The 9,011-nt window shown below is 70.3% G+C and carries 10 protein-coding genes; 6 read left to right on the top strand and 4 right to left on the bottom strand.

Translation table 11 applies throughout. The features are described from left to right. A partial coding sequence (locus E1264_RS35450; protein ID WP_132180704.1) for a hypothetical protein occupies positions 1 to 442 on the bottom strand: 442 nt, incomplete at its 3' end. On the opposite strand from E1264_RS35450, the gene E1264_RS35445 reads away from it, so the two are divergent. Genes E1264_RS35445 through E1264_RS35430 form a run of 4 tightly spaced genes read left to right on the top strand, consistent with a single transcriptional unit; the run spans position 431 to position 5,073 of the window. After that, positions 431 to 1,066 carry a hypothetical protein gene (locus tag E1264_RS35445; RefSeq protein ID WP_132180702.1) on the top strand — a complete coding sequence of 212 codons (636 nt, stop codon included), beginning with the start codon at positions 431 to 433 and terminating at the stop codon, positions 1,064 to 1,066. The two genes, E1264_RS35450 and E1264_RS35445, sit on opposite strands and share 12 nt — an antisense overlap. Then, positions 1,063 to 1,638 (top strand): exonuclease, encoded by a 576-nt coding sequence (locus tag E1264_RS35440; protein WP_132180700.1) that lies wholly within the window; start codon positions 1,063 to 1,065, stop codon positions 1,636 to 1,638. The genes E1264_RS35445 and E1264_RS35440 overlap by 4 nt, the downstream gene beginning before the upstream one ends. A 1-nt stretch (position 1,639) precedes the next feature. Continuing rightward, positions 1,640 to 4,411, top strand: coding sequence for an ATP-binding protein (locus tag E1264_RS35435; RefSeq protein ID WP_132180698.1), 2,772 nt, complete (start codon positions 1,640 to 1,642; stop codon positions 4,409 to 4,411). 26 nt (positions 4,412 to 4,437) lie between these two features. After that, entirely contained in the window at positions 4,438 to 5,073 is a 636-nt protein-coding gene (locus E1264_RS35430; protein WP_207936652.1) for a DUF1361 domain-containing protein, read from the top strand. A gap of 43 nt (positions 5,074 to 5,116) precedes the next feature. Here the strand turns inward: E1264_RS35430 and E1264_RS35425 are convergent, their stop codons facing one another. Both E1264_RS35425 and E1264_RS35420 read right to left on the bottom strand, forming a co-directional pair. Beyond that, on the bottom strand, positions 5,117 to 5,500 hold the full coding sequence (locus E1264_RS35425) for a hypothetical protein (RefSeq protein ID WP_132180694.1): 384 nt from the start codon (positions 5,498 to 5,500) through the stop codon (positions 5,117 to 5,119). A gap of 37 nt (positions 5,501 to 5,537) precedes the next feature. Next, the gene (locus E1264_RS35420) at positions 5,538 to 6,275 is read right to left on the bottom strand and encodes a maleylpyruvate isomerase family mycothiol-dependent enzyme (RefSeq protein ID WP_243711363.1); all 738 of its coding nucleotides are present in this window, start codon (positions 6,273 to 6,275) and stop codon (positions 5,538 to 5,540) included. Between the two features lie 182 nt (positions 6,276 to 6,457). Between E1264_RS35420 and E1264_RS35415 the strand changes: the two genes are divergently transcribed. Further along, positions 6,458 to 7,657, top strand: a complete 1,200-nt coding sequence (locus tag E1264_RS35415; RefSeq protein ID WP_132180692.1) for a phospholipase D-like domain-containing protein — start codon at positions 6,458 to 6,460, stop codon at positions 7,655 to 7,657. Here E1264_RS35415 and E1264_RS35410 read toward each other — a convergent pair. Then, on the bottom strand, positions 7,638 to 7,844 hold the full coding sequence (locus E1264_RS35410; protein ID WP_132180690.1) for a hypothetical protein: 207 nt from the start codon (positions 7,842 to 7,844) through the stop codon (positions 7,638 to 7,640). The genes E1264_RS35415 and E1264_RS35410 overlap by 20 nt on opposite strands. A gap of 213 nt (positions 7,845 to 8,057) precedes the next feature. Between E1264_RS35410 and E1264_RS35405 the strand changes: the two genes are divergently transcribed. Further along, on the top strand, positions 8,058 to 8,996 hold the full coding sequence (locus E1264_RS35405; protein WP_207936650.1) for a hypothetical protein: 939 nt from the start codon (positions 8,058 to 8,060) through the stop codon (positions 8,994 to 8,996). The last annotated feature ends 15 nt before the right edge of the window (positions 8,997 to 9,011 follow it).

The raw sequence follows: 9,011 nt of genomic DNA, 5'->3' as shown, positions 1-9,011 counted from the left end.
CGCCGCCCCTGAGCCGCCCAGCACGCCACCCGAGCCGATCGGCGGCGCCGAGGTGGATGTGCCCGAGCCGCGCCACGCCCCCGACGACGACGACCGTGAGCCCGACGGCGAGCCAGAGCCCGGCGAAGACACCGGACCGGAAGAGGAGGAGGCGCCAAGCGACGGGCCGGACGACGGCGAACCCGAGGACGTGGCCGACGAGGCGGGGAGAGCCGCGGGAACGGATGACCCGCCTGACGACGAGGTGCCGGTCGTTGCCGTCGAGCCGCGTGACGCGCCGTCCGGCGAGGATGACCGTCAGCCCGAGCCGCCGCAGAGGCCCGTTCAGGGGGCTGCGCAGGCGGCGCCCACCAAGCCGTTTCCGGAAACGGCGTCGTCGCCTCCGGTGGAACGGCGCGGCGAGGCGGTGGAACGGCCAATGTTCCCGGTCGTGACGGACCATTCCGGCTACACGTTCTCCGAGCGTGAGTTCGCGTTCTCCGGCGTCTCACCGGAACAGGTGTGGGACATGCGGTCGCACCGCGCCCCACTCGGAATGCGTACCGAGCAGTGGGACGAGTGCCTCGTCGAACTGCGCGCCGCGCTCCTGTTCGACGGTTTCGGCGACGCCGAGGTCCGGCTTCTGGGACCGGGCGCGCGGTTCTGCTCGCAGGATCCCAGGAAGTGGTTCCCGCAGAACGAGAGCGAATTGCGGTCCAGGGTCATCCAGCATCACCGTGGCGCGTCGGACGACGAACGCCTGCGGCGGGCGGACAACGCCGTCGCGAAGTACCGGGCGGCCGGGTTCTCCCAGGAGCGGCCCAAGCCGATCACCGCCTTCTTCGACGGCATGTACAGGCTGGACGCCGCCGACGAGCCCGACGGCTACGAGTTCCGGATCACCGCCAGTGCCCGTGACCCGCAGCAGGACGCCCCGGCGCTGCGCGGCTGGGTGCGGCGCTGGGAGGGCGCCACCGGCCGCGCGGTGTCGCTGGTCCTCGCGGATCGCGGCCACGCGGGCGCGGGTCTGCGCGAGGATGACTGGATGGTGATCGAACCGGAGCACGAAGAACACGGCGAGAAATGACACGCGTCGAGACCTACATTTCGGCGGACGTCGAAGCGGACGGCCCCATCCCCGGCCCCTATTCGATGCTCAGTTTCGGGCTCGCGGCCTGCGGGACGTTCGACGGCACCGAGTTCACCGCGTCCGACCCGGCCGAGCGCACCTTCTACGCCGAGCTGAAGCCGATCAGCGATGATTTCGTCCCGGAGGCGCTGGCGGTGAGCGGCCTGGACCGCGAGAAACTCGCCCGCGAGGGTCTCGACCCGGTTAAGGCGATGAGCGACGCGGCCGCATGGGTGAAAGAGGTCGCGGGCGGGTCGCTGCCGGTACTGGTGGCGTATCCGCTGGCCTATGACTGGATGTGGCTTTACTGGTATTGGATGCGGTTCACGTCCCGCTCCCCGTTCGGCCATTCACGCCATCTCGACATCAAGACCCTTTACGCGGCGAAGGCCAGAGCGATGGTCGCCAGGTCGACGAAGCGGCAGATGCCCGGCGCGCTCCTGTCGTGCCTTCCGCACACCCATAACGCGCGGGACGACGCGATGGAGCAGGCCGAACTGTTCCAGAACCTGATGCGCTGGGACGGCTGACATGTGGGGCCTCGTCCGCGGCCTGCCGGTCTGCCGCCTGCTGGAGGTCCCCCGTCCGGGCGGGGACGCGGACGGCCGCGACGAGTGGCGCGACCAGCGGCTCGCCGCGCTCGTGTCCGCCTACCACGCGGGCGGGGAGCCGGTGCTGGTCGGCTGGCGGCGCGCGCAGCCGTTCGGGCCGACGGAGGTGTTCGTCGGCGGCGACGGGCTTCTCGCCGATCATGACGGGCGGTCCGCGACGCTCAGCCTCCCGGCGGGCGGGCGCGGCGTGATGCTCCCGGACGGGATCGCCGCCGGCTCGATGCCCCACTGGGTGAGCGTCGGCGCCATCGCGGACGGCCTGCTCGTCGACGACGACACGCCAGAAGACCCCGCAAGGCCGTCCCTGGAGGACGGTCTCCTCTCGGTATGGGTGCAGCCGTTCGCGTGGATGCTGGTCGCCGAGCCCGTGGCCCTGGCGGAGGCCGAGCGGCTCGCCGACGAGCTGGCGGTCCGTCAGCAGCGCGCCCAGTCGATGGCGGAGATGTCGCCGGAGGAGGCGGTGGCGGCGGTCCGGCTGGAGCGGCGGCATCGCGAGCTGCGGCAGGCGGCGACGTCCGGTCTGTGGCGGGTCCATCTGATGGCGGGGGCGGAGACGCCGCGGGCCGCCGCCCGCGTCGCGGCGCTGGTGTGCGCGTCGGCCGACCTCAGCCGGCTGCCGTATGCGCTGGTCCCGGGCGCGCCGGGGCCGTTCGAGGCGAGCACGCAGCTGGTGGCGGCGGTCGCGCGCCCGCCCGTCCGGGAGGTCCCGGGGGTCCGGTTCGTGATGCGGCCCGAGTTCGACGTGACGCCCGAGTCGGGCGGCACGGGCGCCACCGGCACCGGCGGCACGGGCGTCGGGCTCGGGCGGGTCCTGGACCGCAACCGCCACGACGTCGGCCCCCTCTCCGTGCCGCTGTCCAGCCTGAACCGGCACACGTTCGTGTGCGGCGCGACCGGCGCGGGCAAGTCGCAGACCGTCCGGTCGCTGCTGGCGGAGGCGTCGCGGGCCGGGCTGCCGTGGCTGGTCGTCGAGCCGGCGAAGGCGGAGTACCGGCTGATGGCCGCGCGGCTCCCGGACGCGGAGGTGATCACGATCCGGCCGGGCGACACCGAGGCGATCGCCGCCGGGATCAACCCGCTCGAACCGGCGCGCGGCCCGGACGGGCGGCCGTTCCCGCTGCAGACCCACGCCGACCTCGTCCGGGCGCTGTTCCTCGCCGCGTTCGACGCCGAGGAGCCGTTCCCGCAGGTGCTGTCGGCGGCGCTGACCCGCTGCTACGAGCGGCTCGGCTGGGATCTCGCGCTCGGCGAGCCGTCCCTTCCGGGGGCGGTGCCGCGTTATCCGGCGCTCGCCGATCTGCAGGACGCCGCCGAGCAGGTCGTCACAGAGATCGGCTACGGGCAGGAGATCACCGACAACGTGCGCGGGTTCGTCCGGGTGCGGCTGTCCAGCCTCCGGCTCGGCACGACGGGGCGGTTCTTCGAGGGCGGCCATCCGATCGACTTCGGGGAGCTGCTCGCGCGCAACGTCGTCCTGGAGATCGAGGACGTCGGCGACGACCGCGACAAGGCGTTCCTCATGGGGACGGTGCTGGTCAGGCTGGTCGAGCATCTGCGGATGCGGCAGCGCGCGGGCGGCGGACAAGGGTTGCGTCATCTGACCGTGTTCGAGGAGGCGCACCGGCTGCTGCGGCGCAGCGAGCACGCGGGCCCGGCGTCCCACGCGGTCGAGACGTTCGCGAGCCTGCTGGCGGAGATCCGCGCGTACGGGGAGGGGCTGATCGTGGCGGAGCAGATCCCGTCCAAGCTCGTCCCGGACGTGATCAAGAACACCGCCGTGAAGATCGTCCACCGGCTGCCCGCGAAGGACGACCGGGACGCGGTCGGCGCCACCATGAACATCACGGACGCGCAATCGCAGTTCCTCGTGACGCTCACGCCCGGCGAGGGCGCGGTGTTCACCGACGGCATGGACTATCCGCACCTGATCCGCGTGCCGGACGGTTCGCACCTGGAGAAGGCCGCCGCCCCGGTGGCGTCCCCGCGCGCGCTTGTGAGCCCGCGGAGCAGCACTTGCGGGACGGACTGCCGCGACACCCCCTGCACCCTCCGCGACATGCGCACGGCCCAGCGGGTGGTGGACGACCGTCCCGAGCTCGTCCTGTGGGCGGAGCTGGCCGCGGCCGCCCATCTGACCGGCTGGGGCCCGCCGCGCCTGACCGTCCCGGTGCTGGACGGCGTCCCTCCGCGGCTCCGCGACTGCGCCATCTCGCACGCCGTGGACGCCGCCGTCGCGGCCCGTGGCGCTCCCGCGCGGCTCGCCGGCCATCTCACGGCCGTCTTTCACGGACGCCACTGCGCGGACGGCGAGACGGAATACTTCGCCGTCCCATATCGGTGGTGCCTGGTCCTAGAGGAACTGCAGCGAGCGCACCATGCGACGCCTGGCGCGGGCCGTCATCCCCGTAGCGAAGAATGGGCGTCCTTCTACAAGAGGACCATTCCCGGTGACACGCTCGCTGACCAACTCGGCCACGTCACAGCCTGGTGGGAACGCGACCAACGGGACCTGACCGCCCGCAACACCGCCCTCTGGGGAGGGACTCCGTCAGCTATCGAAACCGCTGCGGGCGCGCTGCGTACCGACACTGACTGGCCTCAGCGTTTGCGCGAGGCGACGTCCGGCTTCGCCAACGTGAACGGTCTTCTTCACAACTTCTGCACAACATCCGAGGCCGAAACTCATGCATGATGTGAATCATGGGGGTTTTGGAGCAAGTGGCACCGAATCTGGTCGAGGTTCTCCGGCGTGACGCCTGGTGGATGGGCTGGAACACCCTTCTGGCCTGGATCCCCGTGGCACTGGCCTGGGCGCTCTTCCGCGGCCGGGAGCTCTCCCGCTCGCCCTTCTGGTGGGCCGGGCTCGTCCTTTTCGTGCTGTTCCTGCCGAATGCGCCGTATGTCGTGACGGATCTGGTCCATCTCCGCGGCGACATCGTCCACGCCGACCGCGGCGGGCCCGTCGTGACCGTGATCCTGCCGGTCTACGCGCTGTTCATCGGCTCCGGATTCCTGGCCTACTACCTGGCCCTCGGCGCCGCGCTCCGGCACCTCGCGCGCATCGGCCTCGGCGCCTGGCGGGGCCGCGTCACGATCGCCGCGCACGCCGTCTGCGCCATCGGCGTCTTCCTCGGCCGCTGGGCCCGGCTCAACAGCTGGGAGCCGGTCGTCGACCCGCAGGCCACGATCGAGCGGATCGTCGTCCACCTGACCTGGGCCTGGGCGCCCGTGCTGATCGTCGGCACGTTCGTGGTCACCTGGCTGTGCCACTTCATGACCAAGGCCATCGCCGAGGCGTCGTTCGACGCGACCGTGAAGGGCGCCCGGCGGCTCCGCGCGACGTTCCCGTCCTGAACGACGATCGCCGCCCCTCGGGGTGAGGGGCGGCGGGAGCGGATCAGGCCTGTCCGGAGGGCGGGCCGGGCGGCTGCTGGCCCCACTGCTGCTGGCCGGGCGCGGGCCCCGCCTGCTGCTGCGGGGCCTGGTACTGCTGCTGCGCCTGCTGCCCGTACGCGTACCCCGGAGCCTGTCCCGGGATCGCCGGCAGGGCCGTTTTCCCACCGGCCGCGAGCTGGAAGCCGAGCCCGACGAGTATCAGCGACATTCCGGCGAGGGTGAAGTTGAGCATCGTCGCCAGCTGCAGCTGGATCTCGCCCTTGTCGGCATCGGATTCGTCGACCCTCGCGCCCGCCACCATGCTGAACAGGAGCGCGAGTCCCACGATCAGGAGGCCGGCGGCGAAGAACACGACGAAAATAGGGCTGATCTTCTTGCCTGACATGCCGTGCACAATACTGAGAAACCGCCTGTTTCGTGGGTCAGGCGGCGTAGTTACGGACGACGCGGAGCGCATCGGCGGCGTGCGGCCCCTCGGCGGCGAGCGCGGTCTCCTCGGGCGCGAGGCGGCGGGCGCCGACGCGGCAGAAGTCCGCGGCCGGGCCGGTGATCCTCGTGGGGGCGGCCGGGTCGCCGAAGGTCCAGCGCGTCCCGTCGGGGGCGGCGAGGTCGCAGTAGACGGGGACGTCCGGGAGCCCGTCGAGGGCGAACGCGTACGGGAGCGTCCGGTGCGCCAGCCACGCCACGTGCCGGATCCGGGCCGTGTCGGGGTAGGGGACGCCCAGCGGGACGGCGATGTCCTGCGCGTGGGCCCAGTGTTCGGCGAGCCTGGTCGTCGCCAGCGTGCGCGGCGACAGCGACGTCCGCACCCAGGACAGACGCGTGCCGGGCGGATGGGCGCGCAGGATCTCCGGCGTCGCGTGGGCGGCCTTGCGCCAGCGAGCGAGCAGCCCGGCGGGCGGCGCTCCGCGCTCGGCGGCGACCATGGCGTCGGCGACCCCGTCCACGGTCTTCTCCGCGTCCGGCGACAGGAAGGCCGTCCCCTCCCCGATGGACGGGTCGACGATCACCTCCTCGGTCTGCGCGAGATGCAGGACGACGTCGGACACGCTCCAGCCCTCGGCCCCGGACGGCCGCGCCCACTGCTCCGGGTTCAGGGACGCCAGCATGGCGTCGAACTGGCGGTACTCAGCGGCGAGGTCATCGAATACGTCCACCATTCCGCCACCATACCGAATATCGTTCGGTTCGGAATGCCTCGCGCGAGTACCTGTTCTTGACGCCGACGGTCAACGGCCGGGGCCGAACCCGGTCACGCACAGTCATCGTCCGGGAAACGTGTTGTACCGTCCATCGAATACCCCGCGCATCGCTCCCACATCGGCAGAAGGGGACCCTGCCCATGCATGCGCCCATCCGGTTCAAACGTTCCATTCTCGGCGTCGCCACCGCATTCACGGCCCTGGCCGTCGCCGCGCTGCCCGCGGCCACCGCCGGGGCCGACGAAGAGGCGGCGCCGAGGGCCGCGTCCGCCCTGGCCTCCGGGGCGTACTTCAACCGGCTCGGCCAGGACGACGACACCCTCGTCGACCATCTCGTCGACCTCGTCAACGGCACCCCGGACGGCGAATCGATCGCCGGCACCGCCTACCACTTCGACGAGCCCCGCGTCACCGACGCCCTCATCAAGGCGAACAAGGAGCGCGGCGTGAAGGTCATGCTCATCACCGACTACAACGCCTACGAGAACGAGCCCGAAGTCAAGCGGCTCAAGAACGCCGTGGAAGGCCAGGGCGGCGGTTCGTGGGTGGTCCGCTGCCCGGCGCGAGGCAGCAGCACCGCGTGCATCGGCACCGGGGCCATGCACAACAAGTTCTTCCTGTTCTCCAAGACCAGCGGCAGTAAGTGGGTCGTGTCCACGACGTCGGCGAATCTCAACGAAGGCTCGGGACGGAACCTGTTCAACAGCACCTACACCCACGTCGGCAACGAGGCCCTGTACGACCAGTACGGCTTCTACTTCAACGACCTCGGATTCGCCGTCCAGGACGACGAGTACTACGAGAACCACCCGCCGAAGGTCACCGGCAACACCAAGAGCTACTTCTACCCGCGCGCCGAGGGCGACACCGTCACCAGCACCCTGGAGTCGGTCGCCTGCCCCGGGACGATCCATGTCGGAATGTGGTCCATCAGCCGCGGCTCCCCCACCAAGGAACTGCGCAGGCTCGCCGACGCGGGCTGCAGCGTCCAGATCGTCGCCCACCACATCTACGACCAGGCGTGCGAGAACCTCACCAAGCCCGGAGACGGAAAGGTCACCCTCTACGGCTTCCGGGAGGGCAAGCCGTACATTCACCAGAAGAACATGCTGATCAACGCCACCTACACCGGCGAACGGCACCAGGTGGTGTTCACGGGCAGCGCGAACCTCAACAACCCGTCGATACGCGAGAACGACGAGAACGTCCTCCGGATCATGGACGAGCCGCGAACCTATGAGGCGTTCGTGCGCAACTTCAACGCCATGGCCAACGAGGCCGACTACAAGGTGACCACCGAGGCCGACTGCAAGAAGCTGTTCAACGGCCAGGAGAGCTGACGAACGCGGGCATCGGCGGGGGCGCTGAAAAGATCAGCGCCTCCGCCGCGCCCATGCCCGAGGCCCGATGCGCGCCGATCTCCGCTCCCACCTCGCAGAACTGCACCCGGCCCCACCGCTCCAGGCGGACGCCGTTTCTACGGGACGTTTTTCGAGCCGCGAATTTTCTGTCGCGATCCAGGGCCATGCGAAGACGATCTTTTCCCGGCATTGAATTTTCCACCTTCCCGCACCCGGGGATGCGGTGCCTGAGCTGCGGTTTCCGACCCTATTCGACCGACGTACAGCAAGGTGGCCGGACGGCGGCGAGGCCCGGGACAAATTACCCTCCCGAATCAGACATGGGTCGCGCCCGATCGGAGCGGGACGCGGCCGACGGCTCTGCCGAAGCGAGGCCCCCGTGAAACGTTCCCGCCGCCTGACCCTGCTGACCGCCACGGTCGCCCTGTCACTGCTGCCCGGCCATCTGGCCGCCGCCTCCGCCGCACCGAGCGCCCCGGCCGCCGAGCCCTTCTGCTACGGCGAACCCTCGAACCCGACCGCCGACATCAGCGATCTCAAATCACGCTTCAGCGCCTCGAACTGGATGCCGACCCTCCAGGAGATGTACAAGCGGCGCTGGCCCAGCGGCGAGAAGCTCGCCATCGCCCAGGCCAACGACCAGTACTGGAAGCAGTTCGTGAACACGCGGAGCTTCGAGGGCTTCGCCGAGTCGATGATGGTGGCGATCCACGAGGAGACCCACATGTGGGACCTCGACCCTTCCCGCACCCGGTGGGACGTGCACATCGCGGCCTGGATCAACGCCTCGCAGCAGGCGTCCGCCGTCCCGCTGCACGGCGGCTTCCCCCGCCGCGAGATCCTCCCGCTGATCACCGACAAGCTCAGCGACAGCATGGACGGCATCTACCTGCGCGACTCCCAGCAGGGCTCCTACAAGCTGCAGGGCGTCCTCGCCGAGCTGAACGCCGGGCTGACGGGCCTGCCCGCCGTCACCGTCGTGCAGGAGTACATCAAGGGCGTCGGCGCCAGCAACGCCCGCGACATCGCCGCCACCAACCTCCGCTACCTGCTGCTCTACCTGCGCGTCGCCAAGGACAAGCACCCCGACTACTGGGCCAAGATCAAGAACGAGCCGAAGCTGCGCGAGCTCGTCCTGACGCAGTTCCTGCGCACGGCCTACTGGCTGGAGAAGTCCGCCCCCTTCACCGGCAAACTCGGCAGCCCCGACGCCGACAAGATCACCGCGTCGAACTACTCACCGGCGAACATCGCCATCCTCGAAGAATTCACCGGCGCCACCGTCCGCAAGGACACCGACAAGCACTGCACCACCTGAACGTGTGCGCTACCC

The sequence above is a fragment of the Actinomadura sp. KC216 genome (genome assembly GCF_004348535.1).
In the GTDB taxonomy this organism is placed as follows: Bacteria; Actinomycetota; Actinomycetes; order Streptosporangiales; family Streptosporangiaceae; genus Spirillospora.
This window is presented reverse-complemented; position numbering and strand designations above follow the sequence as displayed.

Coding starts and splice junctions, on each gene's coding strand:
- E1264_RS35440 (WP_132180700.1), top strand. CDS start 1,063: ATGACACGCGTCGAGACCTACATTTCGGCGGACGTCGAAGCGGACGGC.
- E1264_RS35435 (WP_132180698.1), top strand. CDS start 1,640: ATGTGGGGCCTCGTCCGCGGCCTGCCGGTCTGCCGCCTGCTGGAGGTC.
- E1264_RS35425 (WP_132180694.1), bottom strand. CDS start 5,500: ATGTCAGGCAAGAAGATCAGCCCTATTTTCGTCGTGTTCTTCGCCGCC.
- E1264_RS35420 (WP_243711363.1), bottom strand. CDS start 6,275: ATGGTGGACGTATTCGATGACCTCGCCGCTGAGTACCGCCAGTTCGAC.
- E1264_RS35415 (WP_132180692.1), top strand. CDS start 6,458: ATGCATGCGCCCATCCGGTTCAAACGTTCCATTCTCGGCGTCGCCACC.
- E1264_RS35410 (WP_132180690.1), bottom strand. CDS start 7,844: ATGGCCCTGGATCGCGACAGAAAATTCGCGGCTCGAAAAACGTCCCGT.